The organism is Embleya sp. NPDC001921 (genome assembly GCF_053594475.1).
On record NZ_JBSFEO010000046.1, the window covers coordinates 51,630 to 76,743 of the forward strand.

The following is a 25,114-nucleotide window of genomic DNA, read 5'->3' on the forward strand; positions in this document are numbered from 1 at the left end:
TCGGCGGGTGTCAGTGCGCCGCGCCGCCGGTGGACGCGGAGCCGGCCAGGCGTTCCTCCAGGCGCTTGCCCTCGATGTCCGGGTCGGGGACGTACTTGGCGAACCACTGCGGGTGGTACCAGAGCTTGGCCCGGACGATCGCCATCGTCGCCGGGACCAGGGTCAGCCGGACCACGAAGGCGTCCAGGAAGACACCGACCGCGAAGCTGAAGCCGATCGCCTTGATGGTCGGGTCGTCGGTGAACATGAACGCCACGAAGATCGAGAACATGATCAGCGCCGCCGCCGTCACCACCCGCGCCGACAACCCGGTCCCGCGCGCGACCGCGCCTCGGGCGTCGCCCGTGGTGGTGTAGTCCTCCTTGATCCGCGAGACGACGAACACCTCGTAGTCGCTGGACAACCCGAAGATGATCGCGAGCATCAGGATCGGCAGGAAGCTGATCGTCTCGGTGGGGGTGATGCCGAAGATGTCCTCGCCCCAGCCCCACTGGAACATCGCGACCTGCGCGCCGAAGGCCGCCGCGACCGACAGCAGGAAGCCGAGGATCGACTTGATCGGCACCAGGATGGTTCGGAAGGCGAAGGTCAGCAGCACGAAGGCCAGGCCGACCACCACGAGCAGGAACACCGGGAGCGCGTCCAGGAGTTTGGTGGACACGTCGATGTTGGAGGCGGTGCTGCCGCCGACCAGGATCGGCGCGCCGACGCCGGCCTCGATCGCCTCGCGGTTGTCCCGGATGTGGTGCACCAGGTCGGCGGTGGTCTCGGAGTTGGGTCCGGTGGCGGGGATCACCCGCACCACGGCGACCTCGTTGTTCACGGCGAGTGGACCCGCCGCCACGACATCCGGCTGCTGCTTCAGCGCATTCGTCAGCGCCGTCACGCCGCTCTGGTCGACGGGCCCGTCGGCGACCACCAGCAGGGGCCCGTTGAAGCCGGGCCCGAAGCTCTCCGCGGTCAGGTCGTACGCCTTGCGCTGGGTGGAGGACTCGGGCTGCGAGGCGGCGCTGGGCAGCCCCAGTTCCATGCTCGCCGCGGGCACCGCCATCAGGAGCAGCAGGCCGACACCGACGACCAGGGCCGGGATCCGGTAGCGCACCACGAAGCGCGCCCAGGCCGCGCCGAACGTCCGGGCCGGCTCGGTCGCGGTGATCCGGGCGACCTCCTCGTGGTGGCCGGGCCGCAGCCGCGTGTCGATGAACGACACGAGCTTCGTACCGGCGAAGCCCAGGACCGCCGGGAGCAGGGTGAGCGCGATCAACAGCGCGACCAGCACCGCCGCGGCCGCGCACAGTCCCATCAGGGTCAGGAACGGGATACCCACGACGGCCAGCCCACACAGGGCGATGATCACGGTGAGCCCGGCGAAGACCACCGAACTGCCGGCGGTGCCCAGGGCCAGGGCGGCGGACTCCTCCGGTGTCATGCCGCCGATCAGGTTGTTCCGGTGCCGGAACAGGATGAACAGGCCGTAGTCGATCCCGCAGGACAGTCCGAGCATGATGGCCACCGTCGTGGACGCCGACGCGATGTCCACCACCGACGCGAGCGCGGTCACCCCCATCAGGGCGATCACCACACCGATGATCGCGTTGATGATCGGCACGCCGGCGGCCACCACCGCGCCGAAGGTGATGAGCAGGATGATCAGCGCGATCGCCAGACCGATCAGCTCCGGCAGTTCGGAGGGGGTGATCCGCCAGCCCGGGTACACACTGCCCGAGTACTCGACCTGGACACCGGCCTGCTTGGCCGGCGCCACGGCATCCTCGAGCTTGTCCAGGGTGGAGTCCTCGATGTCCGCCGGCTGCGGCGTGTACTGCACCCAGCCCAGCGCGACCTGCTGGTCGGGCGCGACCCCCTGATCGGTGAACGGGTCCGACACGGAAGCCACTTGCGGCACGGTCCGCAGTTGCGCGATGGCGGCCTCGATGCCCGCGCTGGGGCCCGGGTCGGTGACCTTGGCCGGGCTCTTCACGGCGAACACCACCTGGGTCTGCGCGCCGCCGAGGGCGGGCAGCTTCTGCTCCAGCAGGTCCGTCGTCTGCTGCGACTCGGTACCCGGAATGGTGAAGCTGTCGTTGGTCTGGCCGCCACTGGCCGTGGCGAGGACGACGGCGGCCACCGCGATGGCCAGCCAGACTCCCAGGACCCACCGCCGACGCCGAAACGCCCATTTCCCCAGCCGGAACAGATAGGTGGACAAGCCGCTTCCCTCCGCACCGACCGACAGGCCGCAACCGGCACGCGAACCACCACACGGCGACCCGCGACCACAAGGACACACAAAGCAAGCAATCTCGCCCTATTTTGTCGTCTTTGATCTGATAAAACCCCCATCGACGCGCCGAGGGAACGTCGACCGCCCCGACCCCGAGGCGGTACTCCCAGGCACGGCCATCCCGCCGGGACTCTGCGGCGGGACACGACATTCCGCCGTGCCGACGATCGAATTTTCGCCCGATATGAGCGGTTAATGTCACTTCATGCAGGCATGGAATGGCAGGTCCTATCCCCTCGGCGCCACATTCGACGGCTCCGGCACCAACTTCGCGGTGTTCTCGGAGGTCGCCGAACGCGTGGAGGTCGCGCTGATCGACGACGACGGCACCGAGCGGCGCGTGCCGTTGCCCGAGGTCGACGGCTTCGTGTGGCACGGCTATCTGCCCGGCGTCGGGCCCGGGCGGCGCTACGGGTACCGCGTACACGGGCCGCACGACCCCGACCGGGGTCACCGCTGCAATCCGGCCAAGATCCTGATCGACCCCTACGCCAAGGCGATCGACGGCAGCACGGACGGCGACCTGTCGCTGCTCGACTACCGGCCCGAGGCGCCCGACGAGCAGAACACCGCGGACAACCTGCGGCACACCATGCTCTCGGTGGTGACGGATTCGACCTTCGATTGGGGCGACGACCGCAGCCCGAACCGGCCGTACCACGAGACGGTGATCTACGAGGCGCACGTCAAGGGCATGACCCGCACCCATCCCGCCGTCCCCGAGCACCAGCGCGGCACCTACGCCGGCCTCGCCCATCCCGCCGTGATCGAGCACCTGAGCACGCTCGGCGTCACCGCGATCGAGCTGATGCCGGTGCACCAGTTCGTCCAGGACGGATCACTGCTCGCCCGGGGCCTGTCCAACTACTGGGGCTACAACACCATCGGCTTCCTCGCGCCGCACAACGCCTACTCGTCCTCCGGCACGCGCGGCGAACAGGTGACCGAGTTCAAGGCGATGGTCAAGGCCCTGCACGCGGCCGGGATCGAGGTCATCCTCGACGTCGTCTACAACCACACCGCCGAAGGCAACGAGCTGGGCCCGACACTGTCCTTCCGAGGCATCGACAACGCCTCGTACTACCGCCTGGTGGACGACGACCCGGCGCACTACTACGACACCACCGGCACCGGGAACAGCCTGCTGATGCGGCACCCGAACGTGCTCCAACTGATCATGGACTCGCTGCGCCACTGGGTCACCGAGATGCACGTGGACGGCTTCCGCTTCGATCTCGCGGCCACCCTGGCCCGGCAGTTCCACGAGGTGGACCGGCTCTCCGCGTTCTTCGACCTGGTCCAGCAGGACCCCGTGGTCAGCCGGGTCAAACTGATCGCCGAGCCGTGGGACGTGGGTGAGGGCGGCTACCAGGTGGGCAACTTCCCGCCGTTGTGGAGCGAGTGGAACGGCAAGTACCGGGACAGCGTGCGCGATTTCTGGCGCGGCACCGACGGCGTCCTGCCCGAGTTCGCGGGCCGCCTGACCGGCTCGTCGGACCTGTACACCAGTGAGCACCGACGACCGCTGGCCGGCGTCAACTTCGTCACCGCCCACGACGGCTTCACCCTGCGCGATCTGGTGTCGTACAACGACAAGCACAACGAGGCCAACGGTGAGGACGGTCGCGACGGGGCCGAGGACAACCGATCGTGGAACTCCGGCGCCGAGGGCGACACCCGGGACCCCGGCGTGCTCGCGCTGCGCGAGCGCCGACAGCGCAACCTGCTCACCACCCTGTTCGTCTCGCAGGGTGTGCCCATGCTCTCGCACGGCGACGAACTGGGCCGCACCCAGCACGGCAACAACAACGTGTACTGCCAGGACAACGAGACCGCGTGGATGGACTGGGACTCGGCCGCCGACCCGGCCCGACGGGACCTGTTGGAGTTCACCCGCGGCCTCGTCCGGTTGCGCGCGGCACACCCCGTGCTGCGTCGGCGGCGCTTCTTCCGCGGCGACGGCGCGGACGGCCCGGCCGACCTGCTGTGGTTGCGTCCGGACGGCAAGGAGATGACCCGAAAGGACTGGGACCGCCCGGACGCCCGCTCCGTGGTGGTCTTCCTCAACGGGGACGCGATCTCCGAACGGGACTCCTGTGGCCGCCCGATCGTGGACGACTCGTTCCTGTTCGTGCTCAACGCGCACTACGAGAGCGTCGACGTACGGGTGCCGTCCTTCGGGGACGGCGACGTGTGGCACGTCGCCGTGGACACCACCGACCCCGACGGCGCGGACGAGGTGGAGGTCAAGGCGGGCGCCCTACGCGCGGTCGAGGCGCACAGCGCCCTCGTGTTGATCCGCCGGCGCCGCCCGGAGTGAGGCCCGGACCCGCGGGTGCCCTCGAAGCAGCGGCACCCGCGGTCCGTCCCGCCGGTCGGTCCCGGTTCGACCGGCGAACGGTGCGTCGGCCGGTCCCGGTTCGACGGGTGGACGGTGTGCCGATCAGTCCCGGTTCGACGGGTGGACGGTACCGGCGTAGCGGCGGGTGAAGCCGTCCGCCGCCGCGACGGTGACGTCGTACCGGCCGTACGCGTCGGTCGGCCATGCCACGGTGTCCCGGTTCCGGGCGCTCACCCACTGCTCCCGGGCCGCCCCGCCGAAGTCGTTCGGCGTGATCGTGAAGCGCACGTCGGTGTCGCCGTCGTTGCTCAGTCGCAGGTCCAGCCGGGCGGCGTCGGGCCGGCGTCCGTGCAGCGTGGCGCGGACCGACGGGACGGCGACGTCGCGCTGCGGGTCGCGGACCACGGTGCCGGCGAAGCGTCGGACGAAGCCGTCCGCGCCGTGCACGCTGAAGTCGTAGGCGCCGTCGGTGCCGGCGGCGTCCCACACGTAGGTCGCGCTCTTGCCGGGGCCGACGGTGAACGGGGTGCCCGCGAACGGGAGGACGACGTTGGGGAAGACGGTGAAGTGGTAGGTCACCGTGCCCTCGTTGACCAGCGTGCACGTCACCCGGCCGTTGCCCCGGTCCACGGTCGCATCGGCCGAGGGTCGGTAGGGCAGCGGTCGGTGCGGTCGGTGGCCGGCTTCCTGGGTGGGCACCTGCTGGGCCCCGGCGGCGGGCAACTTGACGCCGGGCAGCGCCTTGGCCGCGTCCGCCTTGGCGATCAGCACGTTGGTGTCGGGCAGCGTGGGGATCGTGTAGTCGGGCTTGCCGAAGTCGAAGCACGAGGTCAGGTCGCCGCAGACGGCGCGACGCCACGCGGAGATGTTGGGTTCGTTCACCCCGGTCACCGTCTCCAGGAAGCGCAGCACCGAAGTATGGTCGGCCACCTGGGAGTTGACATGCCCGCCACGCGACCAGGGCGAGGCGATCCACAGCGGTACGCGTGAGCCGAGGCCGATCGGACGGCCGCCGACGAACTCCTCGGGCGTGCCCGGCTCGGGCATCGGCGGTACCACGTGGTCGAAGTAGCCGTCGTTCTCGTCGTACATCAACAGGAACACGGTGTGCTTCCACACCTCGGGGTTGGCGAACATCGATTGCAGCGCGGTGTTCACCCAGTGCGCACCGTAGTTGGGCCCCGCGTCGGGGTGTTCGCTGAACAGGTAGGGCGCGACCAGCCAGGAGACCGTGGGCAGCGTGCCGTCCTTGCAGTGCGCGTCGAACGCGGTCAGGTCGAACTTGGTCATCGCGTTGATGTAACGCGGGTCGTCCTTGGGGAAGTCGTGGAACTGCCTGAAGTAGGACAGGCCGTTGTCGTCGTAGTCGCCGTAGCGCTCGTCCTTGCTCGGGTTGTGGTAGACGCGCCAGCTCACCCCGGCGGCGGACAGTCGTTCGGCGTAGGTGGTCCAGTCGGCGACCGGGTTGTCGGTGACGGGGGTGTTGTCGATCCACGGCCCCGTGGTGCCGTCCCGGCCGGGTCCGGCGGTGCCCGACCACAGGTAGAGCCGGTTGGGGTCGGTCGGGCCGTTGAGCGAGGTGAAATAGGCGTCGCAGACGGTGAACGCGTCGGCGAGGGCGTACTGGTACGGGATGTCCTCGCGGGTGAAGTAGCCCATCGAGCGTTCGCCCTTGGCGGCGACCCAGCGGTTCTGCGCGCCGTTGTTGACCGCGGTGTGCCCGGTGCTCCAGTCGTGCGGGAGGCCGCCGGCGTTCTGCGCGTTGTACTTGGTGGAGTCCATCCGGTACGGCAGCAGGTAGCCGCCGTCGGTGCGGCCGGGGTGCGGTTGGCGCAACACGTCGTCGCCGCCCGGCAGCACCAGGCCCTGGCGGTCGGCGAAGCCGCGCACGCCGGCGAGCGTGCCGAAGTAGTGGTCGAAGCTGCGGTTCTCCTGCATCAGGATCACCACGTGGCGAACGTCCTTGATGCTTCCGGGCCGCGGCCGGCGTGCGGCGTCCGCGGCCGGCGGCGGGGCCTGGTCCGCGTGGGCGGGGGTGGCGGTCAGGCCCACCGCGCCGGCCGCGCCGACGGCGGCGGAGGCGCCCACGAAGGAGCGGCGGCTGAACTCGGTCATGTCGAAGCGACCTTTCGGGGAGGGGAGGTGACGGGGGCTCAGGCGCGCAGCGTGAAGGTCGCGACGGCGGCGGCGTGGTCGCTGGGCCAGCCGTTCCCGGCGGTGCCCGGGATCGGCTTGGGCCAGCCGGTGACCAGGGTGTGCGCCTCCTCGACGGACAGCGGTCCGGCGGTGTGGAGCGCGTCGATCCGGTCCTGGGGCTGCGTCGGGTCCACCGGCGACCAGGTGTTGCCGGGTTCGCGGGCCGGATCGCGGTGCCGGTCGCGGAACACGTCGGTCAGGCGGGCCTGTTCGAGCAGTTGGGTGACCGGCCAGCGGACCGGGCCGGACGTCCCGTGTGCACCGGCGGTGCGGGCGGTCCAGTCCAGGTGCGAGGGTGAGGCGAGGGCTCCCGCGAGCAGTACCGGGGTGTCCCGGGCCGCGCCCAGGTCGGGTGCCATCGCCGCGACCAGCGCCTGGGCCTGGCGGTGCCGCACGCTCGCCCGCTCGGCCGCCTCGGCCTGCGCGGGGGTACGGCCTTGGCGGATCCCGATCGGCCCGTAGTCCCCTTCGTCCAGACGCGCGGTCCACACCCGCACGGCCCGCACCCCGGGCGCCCGCACGGTGGCCGCGACCGCCGGCAGCCCGGCGCTCGCCGGGCGCGGGTCGGTGAGCGCGTGCCGACTGAGCAGCGCGAGTCCGGCCGGGTCCTCGTACACCGCCCAACCCAGCGCGTCCGCCACCGACTTGCCCAGCGTGCCGCCGGTGTCCTGGAGCGCCAGCACGTCCAGGTCCTGGGTGAGCGCGAGGCGCAGCAGCTTGCCCACCGCGCCGTCCACGTGCTTGCCCGCGTCCCACGCGTCGAGGCAGGCGACCTTGAGCGTGACGCTCCGCGCGTTGCGCCGTACCGGTACCTGCACGGTGAGTTGCGAGGTCGCGCCGGTGGCGCCGTCCCGGCCTTCGACGGTGAGCACGCCCGGCCGGCGCGAACCGCCGCGCGGGGCCTTGGCGGTGACGGTGCCGTCGGCGCCGAGGGTGAGCCACCCGTCCCCGCCTCGGGAGCGGAAGGTGACGCCCTGGCCGGACTGTTGCCCGGTCGCGGTGGTCCACAGTCCGCCCAGGCGCACGGTCGCGGTCTCGCCCGGCGCCGCGGCCGAGGCGGTGACGGTGTCCACGGCGAACCTGGGCCGGGGCGGCACGGGCCGCACCGCGAAGCTGAACGGCGCGGTCCGCGCGAGGATCGCGTAGCCGTCCTTGGCCAGCAGGTACGCGGTGTAGGGACCGTCGGTGAGGCCCTGCGTCTCGATGGTCACCTCGCCCTCGGCCGTGGTGACGTACTTCCAGGCCAACGAGCCCCCGTCACCCGGCTGTCGAGCGCCGTCGTATACCCCGACCCAGTTCTTGGGGTGCGGCGCGTCGGTGACGAAGCGGAAGGTCAGTTGCTCGCCCTCCTTCGGCACGGTGGGACGCAGGAGGGCGAGTGAGCTTCCCGGCATGTGATCGATTCCCTTCGGATGGGGGCGGGTCGGGGCGAGGAGGTGATGCGGCCATACGGAATCGGCGGCACCGGGTCGGGCCGCCGCTCTTTCGGGGGAGGATCAGGTCGCGAGGGCGCGACCCGTCGCATCAGGGCGCGTCCCCCGGAGGCGGACGAGCCGGGTGCCGGCGGTCGCGGCGCACGGGGTCGGCATCGGCGGGGAACCAGTCGGGTCGGCTGAACAACTCGGCTCAGTAGGCCGGCGGCCGATGGCCGACGCGTGAACGCACGCACACGGGCGAGCGAGCTTCGCGGGAAGAGCCGGCGGATCCGATCGGGGACCGGAACCGGTCGGCCGCGCGGCGGACTCGCCGTCGTCGTGCGCGCGGCGCCGCACCACCGACAGCCGGCGGGCGTACCCGTCGAGTGGACCGGGGATCACCGCCCGGCCGGCACGGTCGCCTTCACCGTGCGCCACTCGATCGCCGCATCCGCGCTGTCGCGCCGCCGCCACCCCGAGTGACCTCCTCGCGCCGTATCCGAAGCCCGCACGCGAAGCGCGCACGCGAAGCCTGTCGTGGATCCGGGAGGGCGGCCGGGGCGTGTCGGGTCGACCACCGACCACCGACCACCGACCACCGACCACCGGACATCGTCACCGAACCCCCTGCGGACACAAGGGGTGATGGATCGAAATCGCACAGACGCCACTCCCGGGCTCGCGTGCGGTGGGTGCGCGCCGAAGGCCGTCAAGTGTGCGACGGAGCGTTAAAGTGGGGAGCACCCCATGCGCACCGACCCGTGTCGTGGCCTCGAAGCGCATCGTCGATCCGCCCCGAACCGGTCGGGCGTTGAGGTCGGCGCGGCATGCCGTCGCCGGCGCACCGAGGCGATCCGTCCCGGTCACCGGACCGGCACGCCGCGTGCCCTCCGGATCGGGGCCGCCCCGCCCGAGCCCGCTCCGATCGCAGTCGACGGAAGACGGAAGAAGGGCCGATACAGATGCCGATGCGATGGGAACCCTTCCTCGCGGCAGTTCGGGAGCGGGGCGAATACTCCTCTCCCGCGGAGGCGGAACGAGGCATTCGGGTCGTCCTCGCGCTCCTGGGCGCACACCTGGTCGGCGGCGAACGCACCGAACTGGCCGCCCGGCTCCCGGACACCTGTGCCCTGGTACTGCTGAACCCGCTCCCCGCGCACGAGCCGCTCAGCGCCGACCGGTTCGTCCGGGCGACCGGCGCGTGGATCGAGGGCGCCACCGACGAGACCGCGAAATGGGATGTCGGAGCCGTACTCAGCGTCGTGGCCGACGCCGTCGACGACGATCTGATGAACCGCGTGCTGCTGCAATTGCCGCCGGGCTACGACCTCCTCTTCGGCCGTCCTCGACGCTGAACCCGTCCCCGCGGCACCCGCGCGGCCGGGCGATCCGGGCCGAAGGCCGCACGCGGGTGGCGGGCGCCCGGCCGCGGGTGGGGCCGTTCGACGCGGGGTCGGGCCGATTCGACGCGGCGGGATCAGGCCGGATCGACGCGCAGGAAGCGGGTGAGCAGCAGTCGGAGCATCGGCGCCTGCTCGCGCGGCGCGAAGTTCGGATCGGTCGCCACCCGGGCGAAGATCCCGTCGATCTGGGCCGCGATCCACGTCGCCGCGTCCTCGGCGTCCAACTCCGGGTCGATCCGCCCGGCTGCGGCGGCACGGCGCAGCAGGTCGGCGATGCCGGCCCGGAGCTGACGGTCGTTGCGGGCCAGCAGCGCGGCGATGCCTTCGTCCCGCTGAGCCTCGGCGGCCGTGTCCAGGGTGAGGCCGGCGTACTCGGGGTCGGCGGCGAGCCCGACAACCGTTTCCATCAGCGCGAACAGCGCCCCGATCGCGTCCTCCTCGGCGGCCAGTCGCTCCAGGAAGGCGGCCGTCTGCACGCCCTCGCCGTCGATCAGCGCCACGATGATCGCGTGCTTGCTCGGGAAGTAGTGGAAGAGGTTGCCCGGGCTCATCCCGGCGCGTTTACAGATGTCCGCGGTCCGGGTGCCGTGGAAGCCCATCTCCGCGAAGCAGGAGGCGGCGGCCTCCAGGATCTGACGTCGCCTGGCGGCGTGCTTGACGGGATCGACGGTGCGCATGGGATGCCCACCCTACCGCGCACCCTCCACGATCAACCCCGCCGACCCGGCCCCGGACTCCACCCACGCTCAGCCGACGACACCTCGTCCACGCCGGCCCCAGCGGTCGAATTCGGCATACTCGACACGAATCGCGCCCACCTCCCGCTCCCCATCGAACGCCGGCGGACGAAACACACCGCGCGCGCCGGACATGCCCACCTCACGCCCCCCGCGAAGCCGAGCCGCCCGCCCCCGCCGCCACGTCTCGGCCACACCGGGCATCGGATGCGAGCCGGGACAAGACTCCACCGATCCACCCGCCGCCGAGCCACCCGCCGCCGAGCCATTTCGACGCGCACTCCCCCGACGCATACCCGCGCCATCGCCGCAGCCCGTACGCCCGCCCAACTCGCCCGACAACGCCGTCCGCACACGACCGCCCGGCATGTGCGCCTCCGCCCGCCGTCACCCCGGGCATTCCGCCGCATTCGCCGGTCGCGGCCGGTGGGCCAGGAAGACGGCATCGCGGAGCTTGTTGCCGTCGCCGGGTTCCCGCAACATCCGCGCGGTGACGACGAGCCCGGCCTGGCCGAGCAGTTCGGCGATCCGGTCGGCCGGGAGGAAGTAGGACTCGTAGGAGAGCGGATGGCCGCCGTACGCGCGGGTCGGTCGCACGTGCTCGTCCTCCCCGACGTAGCCGCCCAGCATGAGCCAACCACCGGGGGCGAGCGTGCGGGCGAACTCGGCGAACACCACCGGCAACCACTCCGGCGGCGTGTGGTGGGTGGCGAAGTAGACCAGGATCCCGCCGAGTTCACCGTCCGCGAGATCCAACGCGGTCATCGACCCGACCACGAACCGCAGTTGCGGATAGGCCCGGCGCGCCGTCTCGACCATCCTCGGCGACAGGTCGACGCCGAACGCGGACACCCCCTGCGCGGCCAGGTACGCGGTCACCTTCCCCGGCCCACAACCCAGATCCGCGACCGGCCCGCGATCACCGTCGCGCACCGACTCGACGAACGCCCCCAACATCGCCCGCGACAACGGATCCAACTCCGCCGGCGCCTTGACGACGGCGGCGTAGGCCTCGGAAACGGTGTCGTACGAGCGCCGGACCGCCGCCAGGTGGGAAGGCTCACTCACCTGCGCCACCCGCCGCTGCCGGCGGTCGCCCCGTCGACCCGACGACGCTCCCGCGCACCTCGCGAAACTGCGCCGACGATCGTTCGTCGTCGGCGAGGAGATCCAACGACCGCGATTCCCGGCGCGTCTCGGCCACATCGGCCGGGAAATGCAGTGGCTCCTCGATCAAGGGCACCACCTCGTCCCCCGGATGCCGCCATCCGCCGGCGACGAGCAGATCGACCATCGGTCGCGGAAGTGCCCGCCCCCCGCACGGTCCATGCGGCCGGGCCGCGTGCGCCCACGTCGTCTCCGGCCGCCGCTTCGGCCCATGCGCTCTCTTGGTGTTCCACACTCGCCAACCTGGCACATCGGCGGCCGGAACGGCCAGGAAGCCGGGAAAGCGGTCGACGTAGGGTCGGCGGCCCTGGTTGCCAAGGGACTTGGGCTCACCGGGCGGCGGGCGTCGGTGGACCGTTTCCCGGGCGGGCGCAGTAGTCTCGGTTGGTCCGTGGGAGTGGCTTCGCGAAGGGTGGGCGCGTGACGTCGATATCGAGCAGCGACGAGGACGCGTGGCGGTTGCCGCGTCTGGACGAGGTCGAGGCGGAATCCGTCGCGGCGCGGATCGACACGAGCATCCCGCACACCGCCCGGATCTACGACTATCTGCTGGGCGGCAAAAGCAACTTCGCGGTGGACCGCGCGGCGGCCGAGCACATCCTCGCCGCGATTCCGGATCTGCCCACCACGCTGCGGCTCAACCGGCTCTTCCTCCAGCGCAGCGTGCGTTACGCCGCACGGCGCGGCATCCGTCAGTTCCTGGACATCGGAACCGGCATCCCCACCGGCGGGAACACGCACGAGGCGGCCCACCAGGTCGCGCCGGACGCCCGCGTGGCGTACGTGGACAACGATCCGATCGTGCTCGTCCACGGGCGGGCACTGATGACCGACGGCGGCCCCGGGCGAACCACCTTCACCCAGGCGGACCTTCGCGATCCGAAGGCGATCCTGACCGCACCCGAGGTGGTCGAGGTGATCGACTTCGCGGAGCCGGTCGCGGTGATGCTGGTGGCGATCCTGCACTTCATCAAGGACGAGGAGAACCCGCACGAGATCGTCGCGACGCTGCGCGACGCGCTCGCCCCGGGCAGCATGCTCATCCTGTCGCACGCCTCCTTCGACGCCGATCCCGCGCGCGGACAGGCGGGAGCCGCGGGCTGGAAGAACGCCTCGGCCGAGATGACGATGCGCGGCTACGACCGCGTGTTGTCCTTCTTCGACGGCTTCGAGGTGGTCGATCCGCCCGGCATCCGCCCCCATTGGAACCCGGACGGCGAACCCGACGATCCCCTGGACGCCGTCGAGAACGTCTGGGGCTACGGCGGGGTCGGCGTCAAGCGCTGAGCGACTCCCGCGGGTTGCCCCGTCCCGCGCGGCCCCGGGCCCGTCGTCCGCGAACGCACGACGGGCCCCGGGGTACGGCCCGCGGGACCGAGCGCCGGCCACCCGGCGACGGCCCGCCCGCCGGCCCCGTCGAACCCGCCGTCAGCCGCCCACCGCCGCCGGCGGCCACGGCGCCCGCCCGGCCCACGGCGCCGCCTCCTCCAACTGTGCGGCCATCCGCAGCAGTTGCGCCTCGGCACCCATCCGGCCGGTGAGCTGGATCGCCACCGGCAGCCCCGCCTCGTCGAATCCCGCCGGCACACTCGCGGCCGGCAGCCCGGAGACGTTGAACACCGAGGTGAACCAGGTCATCGTGGCGGCGTTCGCGTACATGCTCGCCGGGTCGCTCGTGTCCAGGACGCCGAGTTCGGGAACCGGCACGCCCAACGTCGGGCTCAGCCACACGTCGTGGGCGTCGAAGAAGGGCGCGACCTCGCGGCCGATCCGGACCACCGTCTGCAACGCCCGGACCAGGTCCTGCGCGCGCATCGCGGCCGTGCGCTCGTGCACGGCCCGGGTGAACGGTTCGATGTCGTCCTCGCGCAGCTCGCGGCCGAGTTCGGCGAGCCGGTCCTCGATCTGCGCGTGGGTGGCCGCCGCCATCACCTGGCCCAGAGCCGCGCCGGTCGCCGGACCGTCCCAGACCGGTGCGCCCTCCTCCACCCGGTGGCCGAGGTCGGCGAGCAACGCCGCCGTACGCTCGACCGCGCGGACCGCCGCCGGGTGCGCGGCGACTCCGTCCACGTTGGCGGTCGAGAAGCCCACGCGCAGCCGAGCGGGCGCGGCGTCCAGCGCGCCGAGGAACGATCCGCCGGGCGGCGCCGGCAGCGCGGCGTACGGGTCGCCGGGGAGCGGACCGGCGACGACGTCCAGCAGCGCGGCCGAGTCGCGCACCGTACGGGTGACCGCGTGCGCGATGGACAGCGGGTAGGCCAGCCCGGACAGGCCGTGGTCGTCGGGGACGCGTCCGCGCGAGGGCTTGAGCCCGAAGAGTCCGCAGCAGGCGGCCGGGATGCGGATCGAGCCGCCCCCGTCGTTGGCGTGTGCGGCGGGCAGCATGCCGCCGGCCACGGCGGCGGCCGAACCGCCGGAGGATCCGCCGGTGGAGTGGGTGAGCCGCCAGGGGTTGTGCGAGGGGCCGTGCAGGAGCGGCTCGGTGCTGGCGTTCTTGCCGAACTCGGGGGTGTTGGTCTTGCCGACGACCACCAGCCCGGCCCGGCGATAGCGGGCGACCAGCGCACCGTCGTGCTCGGCGAGCGCGTCGGCGAACAGGCGTGAACCCTGCGTGGTCGCCATGCCGGCGACGTCGCAGCCGAGATCCTTGACCGCGAACGGGACCCCGCGCAGCGGCCCGTCGGGCAACTCCCCCTCGGCCTCGGCCCGGGCCGCGTCGAACCGCGTGGACACGAACGCGCGCAGGAGCGGGTCGCGCTCCCGAATCCGGGTGATCACCGCGTCCAGGATCTCGACCGGCTTGACCGCGCCTTGGCGTACGAGACCGGCCAGCCCCACCGCGTCGTGGTCGTCCAACAGCTCATCGGGGTTCATCGCCGTGCCTCGTTTCGCTTGACTCGATCGATCAAATGCATGATGCAGTCAAGCAATAGAGATGGCAAGGACGTCGAACGGCCGCACCCCGCGGTGTCCACAATCACAAATCGGGGAACGTGTCACGCCCGCCGGCGGTTGAAGCATCCGAGGACGACACGAGGAGAGTGTGACGGATGGCGGGAAACACATCGGCTCGGCGACTGGTGGCGGGCGGGCTGGCGCTGGCCGCGGCCGGCTGGGCACTGCGCGACGTACCGGCGGAGTTCGGCGGCAAGGCGGAGGGCGAGCGCCTCGCCCGCTTCCTGCGCTCGCCACAGTTCCGGGACGGCGCGTTCCGCAACCCGGTCCCCGCCGACATGCTCACCGCCGGCAGCGCACCGCAACTCATCGGGCAGATGCTCCGCAACCGCAGCGAGCGCCGACCCGCCGGACCCGTGCCCCTGGTCACCGCCCCCACCACGCTGCCGCCCACGGACGGCCTCAGCGCCATCTGGTACGGCCACGCCACCACCCTCGTCGAGATCGAGGGCCGCCGCGTGCTGTTCGACCCGGTGTGGAGCGACCGGGTCTCCCCCTCCCAACTCCTGGGCCCACGACGGCTGCACCCGCTCCCGGTGCCGCTGGCCGCGCTGCCGACCCTGGACGCCGTGGTCATCTCGCACGACCACTACGACCACCTCGACCGGGCGACGATCCTCGAACTCACCGCGACCCAGACCGCGCCGTTCCTGGTTCCCCTGGGGATCGGCGCACACCTGGAGCGCTGGAACGTGCCCGCCTCCAGGATCATCGAGCTCGACTGGGACGAGGACGCGGCCGTCGCCGGCCTGCGCTTCACCGCCACCGCGGCCCGTCACTTCTCCGGCCGCACCCTGCGCCGCAACGACACCCTGTGGGGCTCCTGGGTCGTCGCGGGCGCCCGACACCGGGTCTTCTACGCCGGTGACTCCGGGTACTTCGACGGCTACGCCCGCATCGGCGCGGCCCACGGCCCGTTCGACCTGACCCTGATGCCGATCGGCGCCTACAGCCCGAGCTGGCCCGACATCCACATGAACCCGGAAGAGGCGATCGCCGCCCACCTCGACCTCGGCGGAAAGGTGCTGCTCCCGGTGCACTGGGCCACCTTCAACCTGGCCCTGCACCCCTGGGCCGAGCCCGTCGACCGACTGTGGCACGAGGCCAAGGCGAAGGACGTACAACTCGCCATCCCCCGCCCCGGCGACCGCGTCACCACCGTCGACCCCACCCAACCGACCCCCTGGTGGACCCTCCTCACCGCCCAGACCTGACCCGCCCGGCCCCGAACACGGGGCACCCGGGGCGTTGGACGCAGCGGAAAAGCCGGTTCGGGTCCGAGCCGGGAGCGCCGGCCACGATCCGGGTCAGCGTCTCCCGAGTGAGCGCGACGGGGCGCGTGCCGGCGCGCTCCGTCAGCCGGTGCTCGAAGTCGGCGTGGAACGCGCGGACCTGGTTCGAGCGCCTCCCGCCCTCGCGGCGCCGGATGCAGGCGTTTGGCCCGCCCGTCGGCGGGGTCGGGGCGTCGTTCCACGCAGCCCGCCGCCACCATCTCGTCGACGATCTTCGCGGCGCCCTGCGGCGTGATGCCGAGCCGGTCGCCGAGCCGGGTGGCGGTGACCGACTCACCGTCCAGGGTGCGCGGGACGTATCCGTACGACGCACCCGCGACGGGGAATCCGTGCGCGGCCAGGTGCGCGTGCACCTCCTGGACGAACGCCTCGTACGCATGACCGAGCAACAATCCGAAGTCCACTCTCGCTCCCCGGGCCCGCTGAGGCGGACGCGAAGTCGCGCTCGTGCGCCCCGCCTCCGCACCGGCGGGGCCGCGCGACGCCGGCGGGCCGACCACCGGCGGAAGTACCATCGGCCGCCTGTGATCTCACCGACGGGAGAACCCCATGCGGGCAATCGTGGGCGCGACCGTATCCGCCATCCTGCTGTTGGCGGCGTGCAACGACTCCGATTCCGATTCCGATTCCGCCAAGGACCGAACCTCGCCCCCACCGGCACCGTCGTCCCCGGCGGCACCGCCGTCGACGACCGCGCAAACCTCGACTCCACCGACGGCGCCGACATCCGCGCCACCGGCCGCGTCCGCGGCGCAGACGCCATCGGCCGGCTCGGGAGCACAGCCGGCCCAGGGCAAGACGACCGAGGCGGCGATCCAACGCTACGAGCAGTACCTGCACGCCCTCGGCCGTGAGGACATCACCACGGTCTGCGAGATCGCCGGTCCCGGGGCGAAGAAGGCCGAGGAGAAGGGCTTCGGTCCGTGCACCTCCACGTTTGCCGCCGTCTTCCACATGATCTCCGCGTCGCAGAAGAAGGCCCTGCAAGGCGCCACGGTGGACCCGAAGCGGGTCTCGGTCGCGGGAGACAAGGTCGAGATCCCGGTCGCGGCGGTCAAGTCCTCGGCCACCTTCACGTCCAGTGACCTCGGCGACTACACCCTCCAATACCTCGGCAACGCCTGGTACATCGTCGACTAGACCACCCGCGTCGGCGTATGCGCGCGGCCGAACGCGCAAGAACGAGCAAGAGGGCGCGAAGCCGCGTCCCGCGCCCAGGCGTCCCCGGCGTCGGCGCGATCCGATAGGGATGTCCGCATGACGCATCCAGCGGACCGGGCCGCCGACCACCGCACCAACAGCGCGCTGCGGCGCCTGATCGACTGCGACCACGACTCACTCACGCGAGAGTTCACCGGCATCGAGCACACCGCCGGCTACCTCTCCCGCACGTGGGATCCGCCGGCGGGCACGGGCGGTCCCCCGGTGGTCCTGGAAGGACACTGGGTCCGTTGCATCGGGCGGATCGGCCTGCTCGCGCTCCGCGCGGCCACACCCGCCGTCCGACCCGAACGCCGCGAACGGCTCCTCACGTTCCTGGAGTCGTGGGCGGACACGGTCTTCGCCGATCCCGAGGCCCGCCTGCGCGTCGGGCGGGTCCGCGGCGGCATCGGCGCGCGCGACGAGCGTGGTGCGACGGTCGTGGTCGGGCCGCCCTACGGCCTCCGCCTCGCCCTCGAACTGCGGGCCGGCGACGCCGAGCCGCCCGGCCTGGGCACCCTGGAGGACGCGACCGAACCTCCGCGCGGCTGGGGCACGGCACACCAGGTGCGCCGACTCGTGCATCTGGTGCGCACCCGGGGTCCGATGCCGTGGGACCCCGCCGCGGTGGACGAACTGAGCCGGGCCACCGGCCTGTCCCGCCCCGGCGCGGCGCTGATCCTGGCGGGCAGCCCGGGCGACACCGGGTTGACCGCGCACGCCGCCGACCACGAACGCCGGGTCATGGTCCTCAAGGTCACGGAATGCGAGATCGCACTCGGGGAGTTGGGATCGCTGACCGCACAGGCACAGTTGCGGCTGTTCGCGAACGTGTTGCCCGACGACCCCGCCGCGCTGTGGGAGCCCACCGGCCCCCGCGACCTCGCCGGCCGCGTCGCCGCCGCGTGGCAGGCCGCGTACGGAAGGCACGACCCGATCCCGCCCGAGACCCTCGCCCACGTCGGCGGCCTGGGGGCCAAGACGGCGGCGGCCGACCTGTGCGCGGCATTCGCGCGCCCCGTGGACGAACCGATCCTGAGCACCGACCGGGACATGCCGCTGCGCGACAGCCACAACGGCGCGCACGCCGCGGATCAGTCGCGATCGCTGCACATCCACAACCTGATCAAGGACGTCGCGACCCTCCTCCCGGTGTTGTACGCCGAGTTGCCGGCCGGCGACCCGGTCCGGTCCGGCATCCCCGCGGTGATCACGGCCCTGCGGAGCCGGCTCGAACACCCCGGCGTGCTCTTGTACGCGAGCGCGGACTTCGACGAATCCGTGGTCACCATGGAGGGGTTGGAGCAACTGTTCGGAAAGACGCCCTACCACGGCCCCGAACCCTTCCAGCGCCCGTCGATCGACGACGGACTCACCGTCGCCTTCCTCAACCCGCCCCAGAAACATTCGAATTGGACGCCGATTCCGACCGCCTACTTCCGACCGGCCCACCTGGGCGACGACGCACGTTCGCAGATCCTGCGTCGCATCGCCCCGGACTCCGGCGGCATCACGGCCGTCGACCGCATCCGCGGCACCTACTTCGACGACATCGCGAAGCGCGTCGCCTCCGACGCCCTGTCCCCCGGCCAGTACGAGGCGAATCCCGGTGCCTCGGCCCCCGACCTGGTCGCGCGGGTCGCCGACGAACTGGGCCTGGACGCCGACGCGGCCACGCTGTACCTGCAACTTCTCGTACTGGAGAGGCCCACCGACGCCCACACCCGGCGCTGGAACCACTGGAGTGCGGCTCGCCACCGCAAGGCGCGCGCCGCGCTGGCCGGCACCGACCTCGTCGTCCAGGACAAGCGCACCCGCGCCGGACGCACCCTCTTCCTCCCGGGCGCCTGGGTGGGGACGACGAGGGGGGCGATGCCCGGGATGGAGACGTGGAAGGCACGTCTCCTCGGGGTGGCCGACCGGGAAAGCCGCCTGATCTTCTCCCGACCCACCGTCGAACGCACCCTGCCCGACCTTTTCGCCCACGCCTGGGCCCTGACCCGCTCCGGCGAAGGCCCGGCCTGACCTGACCCGCCGCCGCTCCCGCGCCGTCGCCGGACGGCCGGCGCGGTTCGAGTGCCACCGCGATCACCCGGGTGATACGCGCCGCGCGAGCACCCGCCCACCGATCGCGAGCGCGAGCGCGACGACGATCAGCGTCGCCGCGACCGCGAAGGTGACCCGCGTCCCGGTGGCGACGGCCCCGCCCCGGGCCGTCGCCACGTCGTTCGTCGCCGACGCGGCCGCGAACACCGCGCCCATGACCGACGTACCGGTGATCAGCCCGAGATTCCGGGACAGGTTGAGCATGCCGGACACCACGCCGCGTTGATCCGGCCGGACATCGGCCATGACGACGGTGTTGTTCGCGGTCTGGAACACCGCGTATCCGGCGGTGACGACCACGATCGGCGCGAGGTAGCCGACGACGCCGAACCGCGCCGGCGTCACCGACAATACGAGCGCGCCGACCGCGATCCCGGTCAACCCGGCGACGGTCATCCGCCGCGCGCCGAAACGGTCCGCGATCCGGCCGGCCGGCACCCCGGTCAGCGCGGCGACGATCGGACCGACCGACAACACCAACCCCACCCGGGCCTCGTCCAGTTCGAGTGTGCGGGCGAGGTAGAACGGCCCGACCACCAGCGTGGCCATCATCACCGTCGAGACGAGCGTGCTCATCGCCAGGCTCGCGCTCAGCGCCGGATCCCGGAACATCGCCAAGCGCAACAACGGCGCGGCGGCCCTCGCCTCGGCGCGGACGAACAGGCCCACTGCGATCGCGGCGACCACGAGCAGGGCCGCGTTGAGCACCCCGAAGCCTCCGCGCCCGATCGTCATGGCGAGCGCGTACGCCGCGAGCGTCAGGGCGAGCAGCAGCGTGCCCACGTGGTCGAACCGGGCCCGAACCGGGCCGGGTCCCGGACGATCGGCGGGCAGGTACCGATGTGCGAGGACCAGCGCCACCACGCCGAGGGGTGCGTTGACGAGGAAGATCGCCCGCCACCCGGGCCCGGCGATCAGCGCACCGCCCAGGGACGGTCCGAGGGCGGTACCGATCGCGGACATCGTGCCGAGCAGCCCCATCGCGCTGCCGGTCCGCTCCTTGGGCACCGTCTCGCCCACGAACGCCATGGTCAGCGCCATCATCACGGCCGCGCCGAGCCCCTGCCCGGCCCGCGCGGCGACCAGCAGCCACAACGTGGGGGCGCTGCCGCACAACACCGAGGCCACCGTGAACAGCACGATCCCGGACAGCAGCAGCCGGCGCCGACCGATGATGTCGCCGAGCCGTCCGACGCTGACGATCACGGTGGTGATCGCGAGGAGATAGGCCAGGACGACCCATTGCACCGCCTGGAAGGACGCGTCGAAGGAGTGCGTCAACGTCGGCAGGGCGACGTTGGCGACGCTGGTGCCCAGCGAGGACAGCAGCATGGAGAGCGAGAGACCGGCCAGGGCCCATCGCACCGAGGATGTCCGTATCGCGCCTGCGGTGGTCGTCTCGTGCGGTTGCGCCCTGGTTGCCTTCACCGTGAACTCCGTTTCCTGGCTGTGAATCCCGGTGGTCGAAGCACCGGCCTGCTTCCTGGCGTGCGGACCGGCCCGATCCGGCACCCGAACAAGCGCATCGGCACGCGCCGCGGCTCCCGTGCCGGGCCGAGCAGTTCCCGCGGCCGGGCCGCCGTCCGGCACGGGACCGGGAGTCGCACGCCGCCGACGGCCTCCCGGTGGGCGGCCACGCGCTCCCGCTCGATGTCGGTGCCGGTGGTGTCCGGATCCGGGGTCGGCGCCGCCGTCGGGGTTCATGCCGAGGAGGGTGCACCCGGGGTGCGGGCCCGGCAACTCTTGTTGCCAATCCCGGGACGGCGAGGTGGAATGCCTCCATGGAGAACGCACCGCCGTACCGAACGGTCCTCGACGAGGTCGCACCTCGGCTCAGACGCCTGCGCGCGCGACGCGGGCTCACCTTGGCCGCGCTCTCCGAGGCGACCGGCATCTCCAAGAGCACCCTGTCCCGGCTGGAGTCCGGACAGCGCCGCCCCAGTCTGGAGTTGCTGCTGCCGCTGGCCGGCGCCTACCACGTGCCCCTGGACGAATTGGTCGGCGCGCCCGAGGTGGGCGACCCGAGGGTCCGCCTGACGCCGCGGGCGCTGCCCAGCGGTGGCACGTCGGTGGCACTGACCCGAAGTCCGGGTCCGCTCCAGGCATTCAAGATGATCATCGCCGACCGGGGCACCGAGCCGAACCCGCGTACCCACGAGGGCTACGAGTGGCTGTATGTGCTGGACGGCCGACTGCGGCTGGTCCTGGCCGACCACGATCTGGTCCTCGGTCCGGGCGAGGCCGCCGAGTGGGACACCCGACTGCCGCACTGGTTCGGCAGCGCGGACGGGCGCCCGGTGGAGATCCTCAGCCTCTTCGGCCGCCAGGGCGAACGCATGCACGTGCGCGCGAAACCGCGCACCTGACGACGGGCCCGCGCTCCCGCCCTGCGCCGGGCGGTGACGGGAACGAGCGGGCGCACCCGGAGGCGGGCGGTCGCGGTGCCGACGGGATTCGAACCCGCGGACAGGGTCGGGCAGGCCCGCCGTACCCCCGTCAGTCGACGTGGCGGGATGCCTCCGCCACGTCGATCGCAATGGGCCGCTCTGCCACGGCACCGCGACCTGCGGAACTGCGCAATCCCGCTGCGCCGATCCTAGGGCGTGCCGGATTTCGCCGGGATGGAGTGGCGCGGGCGGACCCGTGCGCACCGATCCGGGTGAAGCCGGGACACCGTGCGCGGGTGCGCCGTCGACCTCAGGCGCGCGGCGTCAGGAAACCGTCCAGCACGCGCCGGACCCTGTCCCCGGCCCGGTCGTCGCCGCAGCGCAGGGCGATGTTCGCCGCCTTGAGCACCGCGTCCAGTTGGAAGGCGACCAAGTCGGCTTCCGATCCGGCGAGTTCGCCCGCGTCCGCGGCGTACCGGAGTTCGCGGGCGAGCAGCGTGAGCCAATCCCCGTGTTGCCGCAGCAGCGCGTCGCGGACCGGACCCGGGCGGCTGTCGAACTCGGCGAGGTTCGCGCCCCAGAAACAGCCGCCGGCGAACAACGGCGCCTCGGCGTAGGCGATCCAGTGCTCGGTCAGCGCGCGCACCCGTGCCGCGCCGTGCGGCGCACTCGACGCGGGCCGCACGACCGCGTCCACGAACGCCTCGCCCGCCCACGCGACGGCGGCCAGTTGCAACTTCTCCTTCGACCCGAAGAGGGTCGCGATGCCGCTCTTGCTCAACCCGAGGTCACCGGCCAGCCGACCGATGCTGAGCCCGTTGAGCCCCTCCGCCGAGGCCACCTCGACGGCATGCCGGGCGATCTCCCGTCTGGCCCGGGCGCCGCGCAGCCGCCGCTGATCGGAGGTCTCCGGGGTGACTCGATCGGAGGTGCCCGACGTCGGCTCGGCGACCGCCGTCGGCTGCTCTGGCTCGCTCATGGGTCCATCCTGCCACGCCCTTGCAGAATCCACACGAACGATCGTACGTTTACTTTCGTGACCGAGACCACGCACGTCCTCACCGAAGAATCCGACCCGTTCTGCCTGTCCCCGGCGCACGCCGCAGACCTGCTCGCCGACGCGCCCTGGCGCCGCTTCGCCGTCATCGGCGACAGCCTCTCCGCCGGAGTCGGCGACCCGAGCCCGGGGTACGGCGCCCTGGGCTGGGCCGACCGGGTCGCGGGTGTGCTCGGCGACGTCCGGCCCGACCTGGCCTACCTGAATCTCGCCGAGGTCGGCGCCACCACCGCCAGGACGCTGGCGACCCAGACGAGTCCCATGCTCGCCTTCGGCCCCGACCTGATCCACCTGCCCAGCGGCCCCAACGACCTGTTCCACGCGACGCCCGACTTCGGCACCATCGAGCGGTCCTTGCGGCGGCTGTTCGAGATCGCCGCCGACACCGGTGCGCGGGCGACCGTCTTCACCCTCGGCCGGGCCTTCGTGGTCCCGCGATTCCCGGACTGGCCGGACCGGGTGTGCCGGGTCAACGACATCACCCGCGAACTGGCCCGCGAACACCACGCCGTGCTCGTCGACTCCTGGGACCACCCGATCAACGACCGGCCGAATCTGCTGAGCCGGGACGGCATCCACTTCTCCACCTCGGGCCAGGCCGTTCTGGCCGCCGAGATGGTCAGGGCACTCGCCGCCACGCTCGGCGAAGTCCCCGCGTGACCACCGGCGTCCACGCGCCGACCCGCACATCGCGCTCGCGGCAACCGTGACGGCCCACGTGCTCCCCGGCGGCGGCCCACCGATCCCCGGAACACGGAGTCGGGGGCCGCCCGGGGCCGATCAGTGGCCGGGCAGGACGCACACCGAGTCGAGGCCCAGCACGTGGTTGAGCCGACCGAAGGCCAGCCAGGAGCCGATGGCCATGCTCAGCTCGACGATCTCGGCCTGGGTGTAGTGCGCGGTCATGCGCGCCCAGAACTCGTCGTCCAGGTTGTGGTGGTCCACCGCGTAGCGCTCCGCGTACTCCGCGGCCAGCCGGGTGCGGTCGTCGAAGACGTCGGTTGTCCGCCACTCGGTGACCGCGACGTCGAAGCCGTCCTCGACCTTCTCCCCGTCCCGCTCGGTGCGCCAGTCCAGGCAGAAGACGCACCCGTTGATCTGCGCGATCCGAAGCCGCGCGGCCTCGAACTCGCGCAGCCCCAGCTTCGAGGCGTCGTAGACCTTCATCGAGAAGGTCGACGCGGCGATCCCGATCTCGGGCACCATCTCCGCCCACACGTAGGCGAGCGGGTCCTTGTCCTCGGGAATGTCGATGCGCATGGTTACTTCCTTCCGAGCTTGCCGACTGCGGGACGGAGCGGAATGTCGAGCGCGTCGTAGAGCCCCGGTTCGGCGGCCACCAGCCAGTCGATGGCGCCGACGAGCCGACCGACCGCGGTGGCGTTGCCGCCCGCCGACCGGTTCGTGCCCTCGTCGGTGGCCTCGACCGTGACCTCGATCCGCGGGCGCCCCTCGATGACCACGCGGTGCGCGCCGTCCCCGTTGGGCGGGACCGGCCAGTCGGGCGCGCAGGAGGGGTGGATGCGGGTCACGTGCTCGATCACGATCCGGGGCTCGCCGCCGACGATGCCCTGCACCTCGAACCGCACCGCGCCCTGGGTCCCGGCCTCGAACTCGCCCATCGTCGTGGTCCGAACGGTCGTCTCCAGCGCACGGCGGTCCATCGTCTCGCGGATCTCGTCCAACTCGACGCCCAGCGCCCGGGCCATCAGCCGGATCTGCCCGCCCCACACCATGGTCGGCATCTCCGGCCACAACATCGGCGCGCCGTAGTCCATCGGCTGCCCCATGCCGACCAGATTGCGGACCGAGTCCTCCTGGTCGTAGGTGGAGTAATCGAAGATCTCCTGGCAGCGGATCGCGTCCACCGTGGTGCCCAATCCGCTGATCAGCAGCGGCAGCACGTCGTTGCCCCAGCCCGGATCGACACCCGAGACGAACAACGACCCGCCGCCGGCGGCGACGGCCTCCAGCACCGGCTCGCGCAACTCCGCCGGGGCGTTGCGCTGGTCGTAGAGCGCGTACAGGGCGGGTGTGACCACCACGGCCCCGGCCCGGATCGCCCGGACGATGTCGGCCAGCGCCTCGTCGGGGCGGATGTCGCCGGACGCCGCGTACACCACGGCTCCCGGTCCGGCGGCCAACACCGCGTCGATGTCGTCGCCGGCCGCGACCCCCAACTCGTGGTCGAGCCCCGCGAGTTCGCCCGCGTCGCGACCGACCTTGTCGGGATTGTGCACGAGCACCGCCGCGAGCTTCAGCGCCGGATGCGCCTCGACGGCGCGAATGGCCGCGCGGCCGACGTTCCCGGTACCCCAGACAACCGTGGAAATCATGCGCTGGAGGGTAGCGAGGGCCCCGTACAGTTCATAGACCCACGCAAGGAAAAGATGAACGGTTGGCCCGAATCTCCGCGCGGGCACGCCGAATCGGCGGCCTGGACGGTCGCTGGGGCGTCGACCGCGGGCGGCACTCGGGCCGCCTCCCGTCCGGCCGCGGCGCGGGCCGCGGGCGAGCCGCGCGGGGGCCGGCACAGGGGCACTGCAGCGGCCAGGGTGGGAGCCGCGGCACGAT

Annotated in this window: 19 protein-coding genes, 1 tRNA gene and 1 pseudogene; 9 read left to right on the forward strand and 12 right to left on the reverse strand. The window is 72.0% G+C overall.

What is annotated here, in order from left to right; all coding sequences use genetic code 11:
- Positions 1-10: 10 nt before the first annotated feature.
- Positions 11-2,209, reverse strand: coding sequence for an MMPL family transporter (locus ACWCPW_RS39615; protein WP_449766447.1), 2,199 nt, complete (start codon positions 2,207-2,209; stop codon positions 11-13).
- A gap of 280 nt (positions 2,210-2,489) precedes the next feature.
- Between ACWCPW_RS39615 and glgX the strand changes: the two genes are divergently transcribed.
- A complete protein-coding gene (gene glgX, locus ACWCPW_RS39620) occupies positions 2,490-4,604 on the forward strand; it encodes a glycogen debranching protein GlgX (protein ID WP_449766448.1) in 2,115 nt (704 codons plus the stop codon).
- 123 nt (positions 4,605-4,727) lie between these two features.
- On the opposite strand, the gene ACWCPW_RS39625 is transcribed toward glgX, so the two are convergent.
- The gene (locus tag ACWCPW_RS39625) at positions 4,728-6,740 is read right to left on the reverse strand and encodes a phosphocholine-specific phospholipase C (RefSeq protein ID WP_449766449.1); all 2,013 of its coding nucleotides are present in this window, start codon (positions 6,738-6,740) and stop codon (positions 4,728-4,730) included.
- 38 nt (positions 6,741-6,778) lie between these two features.
- Positions 6,779-8,215, reverse strand: coding sequence for an endonuclease/exonuclease/phosphatase family protein (locus ACWCPW_RS39630; RefSeq protein WP_449766450.1), 1,437 nt, complete (start codon positions 8,213-8,215; stop codon positions 6,779-6,781).
- 261 nt (positions 8,216-8,476) lie between these two features.
- Between ACWCPW_RS39630 and ACWCPW_RS39635 the strand changes: the two genes are divergently transcribed.
- Together ACWCPW_RS39635 and ACWCPW_RS39640 are read left to right on the forward strand one after the other, a co-directional pair.
- The gene (locus ACWCPW_RS39635; protein WP_449766451.1) at positions 8,477-8,719 is read left to right on the forward strand and encodes a hypothetical protein; all 243 of its coding nucleotides are present in this window, start codon (positions 8,477-8,479) and stop codon (positions 8,717-8,719) included.
- Positions 8,720-9,198: 479 nt separating this feature from the next.
- Complete coding sequence (locus tag ACWCPW_RS39640; RefSeq protein WP_449766452.1) at positions 9,199-9,591, forward strand: DUF2267 domain-containing protein; 393 nt, start codon at positions 9,199-9,201, stop codon at positions 9,589-9,591.
- Between the two features lie 122 nt (positions 9,592-9,713).
- On the opposite strand, the gene ACWCPW_RS39645 is transcribed toward ACWCPW_RS39640, so the two are convergent.
- Together ACWCPW_RS39645 and ACWCPW_RS39650 are read right to left on the reverse strand one after the other, a co-directional pair.
- Positions 9,714-10,316, reverse strand: a complete 603-nt coding sequence (locus ACWCPW_RS39645; RefSeq protein WP_449766453.1) for a TetR/AcrR family transcriptional regulator — start codon at positions 10,314-10,316, stop codon at positions 9,714-9,716.
- Between the two features lie 447 nt (positions 10,317-10,763).
- Entirely contained in the window at positions 10,764-11,444 is a 681-nt protein-coding gene (locus tag ACWCPW_RS39650) for a class I SAM-dependent methyltransferase (RefSeq protein WP_449766454.1), read from the reverse strand.
- A 519-nt stretch (positions 11,445-11,963) separates the two neighbouring features.
- Here ACWCPW_RS39650 and ACWCPW_RS39655 point away from each other — a divergent pair.
- Positions 11,964-12,830 (forward strand): SAM-dependent methyltransferase, encoded by an 867-nt coding sequence (locus ACWCPW_RS39655; protein ID WP_449766455.1) that lies wholly within the window; start codon positions 11,964-11,966, stop codon positions 12,828-12,830.
- Positions 12,831-12,971: 141 nt separating this feature from the next.
- Here the strand turns inward: ACWCPW_RS39655 and ACWCPW_RS39660 are convergent, their stop codons facing one another.
- The gene (locus tag ACWCPW_RS39660) at positions 12,972-14,417 is read right to left on the reverse strand and encodes an amidase (RefSeq protein WP_449766456.1); all 1,446 of its coding nucleotides are present in this window, start codon (positions 14,415-14,417) and stop codon (positions 12,972-12,974) included.
- 176 nt (positions 14,418-14,593) lie between these two features.
- Here ACWCPW_RS39660 and ACWCPW_RS39665 point away from each other — a divergent pair, with 176 nt between their 5' ends.
- Positions 14,594-15,712 (forward strand): MBL fold metallo-hydrolase, encoded by a 1,119-nt coding sequence (locus ACWCPW_RS39665; RefSeq protein WP_449766457.1) that lies wholly within the window; start codon positions 14,594-14,596, stop codon positions 15,710-15,712.
- 284 nt (positions 15,713-15,996) lie between these two features.
- On the opposite strand, the pseudogene ACWCPW_RS39670 reads toward ACWCPW_RS39665, so the two are convergent.
- A pseudogene (locus ACWCPW_RS39670) lies at positions 15,997-16,305 on the reverse strand (hypothetical protein); the annotation flags it as partial.
- 34 nt (positions 16,306-16,339) lie between these two features.
- Here ACWCPW_RS39670 and ACWCPW_RS39675 point away from each other — a divergent pair.
- Complete coding sequence (locus tag ACWCPW_RS39675; protein WP_449766458.1) at positions 16,340-16,930, forward strand: hypothetical protein; 591 nt, start codon at positions 16,340-16,342, stop codon at positions 16,928-16,930.
- A 117-nt stretch (positions 16,931-17,047) separates the two neighbouring features.
- Complete coding sequence (locus ACWCPW_RS39680) at positions 17,048-19,015, forward strand: hypothetical protein (RefSeq protein WP_449766459.1); 1,968 nt, start codon at positions 17,048-17,050, stop codon at positions 19,013-19,015.
- A gap of 63 nt (positions 19,016-19,078) precedes the next feature.
- Here the strand turns inward: ACWCPW_RS39680 and ACWCPW_RS39685 are convergent, their stop codons facing one another.
- On the reverse strand, positions 19,079-20,524 hold the full coding sequence (locus tag ACWCPW_RS39685) for an MFS transporter (protein ID WP_449766460.1): 1,446 nt from the start codon (positions 20,522-20,524) through the stop codon (positions 19,079-19,081).
- A 353-nt stretch (positions 20,525-20,877) separates the two neighbouring features.
- On the opposite strand from ACWCPW_RS39685, the gene ACWCPW_RS39690 reads away from it, so the two are divergent.
- Complete coding sequence (locus ACWCPW_RS39690) at positions 20,878-21,462, forward strand: helix-turn-helix domain-containing protein (protein ID WP_449766461.1); 585 nt, start codon at positions 20,878-20,880, stop codon at positions 21,460-21,462.
- A gap of 73 nt (positions 21,463-21,535) precedes the next feature.
- On the opposite strand, the gene ACWCPW_RS39695 is transcribed toward ACWCPW_RS39690, so the two are convergent.
- Positions 21,536-21,655 (reverse strand) — tRNA-OTHER (locus ACWCPW_RS39695).
- Between the two features lie 138 nt (positions 21,656-21,793).
- Positions 21,794-22,462, reverse strand: a complete 669-nt coding sequence (locus ACWCPW_RS39700; protein ID WP_449766462.1) for a TetR/AcrR family transcriptional regulator — start codon at positions 22,460-22,462, stop codon at positions 21,794-21,796.
- 57 nt (positions 22,463-22,519) lie between these two features.
- On the opposite strand from ACWCPW_RS39700, the gene ACWCPW_RS39705 reads away from it, so the two are divergent.
- Positions 22,520-23,200 (forward strand): SGNH/GDSL hydrolase family protein, encoded by a 681-nt coding sequence (locus ACWCPW_RS39705; RefSeq protein WP_449766463.1) that lies wholly within the window; start codon positions 22,520-22,522, stop codon positions 23,198-23,200.
- Positions 23,201-23,320: 120 nt separating this feature from the next.
- Here the strand turns inward: ACWCPW_RS39705 and ACWCPW_RS39710 are convergent, their stop codons facing one another.
- Both ACWCPW_RS39710 and ACWCPW_RS39715 read right to left on the reverse strand, forming a co-directional pair.
- Entirely contained in the window at positions 23,321-23,800 is a 480-nt protein-coding gene (locus ACWCPW_RS39710; protein WP_449766464.1) for a carboxymuconolactone decarboxylase family protein, read from the reverse strand.
- A 2-nt stretch (positions 23,801-23,802) separates the two neighbouring features.
- Positions 23,803-24,876, reverse strand: a complete 1,074-nt coding sequence (locus ACWCPW_RS39715) for an NAD(P)H-dependent amine dehydrogenase family protein (protein ID WP_449766465.1) — start codon at positions 24,874-24,876, stop codon at positions 23,803-23,805.
- Positions 24,877-25,114: the final 238 nt, after the last annotated feature.